General features: G+C 79.0%; 1 pseudogene. It reads left to right on the top strand.

Annotated features, from left to right (window positions below):
- Nucleotides 1-272: pseudogene (locus tag BIU89_RS18645) on the top strand (hypothetical protein); the annotation flags it as partial.

Raw genomic sequence — 272 nt, 5'->3', positions numbered from 1 at the left:
CCGTGCGGCGCTCGACGCGGCCCCGGACGGCACCGTGGTGCTCCGGGTGCCGCCGTCCCGGGCGGGCGCCCGACGGCGTGGGTTCGACCCGGTGGTGCTGCTGCTCGCCCGTGGTGGTGTCCGGCACACGGGGCGCCTCGTCCGCACCCCTGCCGGACGCCGGCGATCCGGACCGGGGCAGAAGGAGCGGTCGGCGGTGGAACGCGTCGCCGCGACCGTCGGGACCCTGCGTGCGTCCGGCGTCGACGGCCGCGACGTCGTGCTCGTCGACG

It is taken from the genome of Curtobacterium sp. MCBA15_005 (assembly GCF_001864855.1).
Taxonomy (GTDB): Bacteria; Actinomycetota; Actinomycetes; order Actinomycetales; family Microbacteriaceae; genus Curtobacterium; species Curtobacterium flaccumfaciens.
This window is presented reverse-complemented; position numbering and strand designations above follow the sequence as displayed.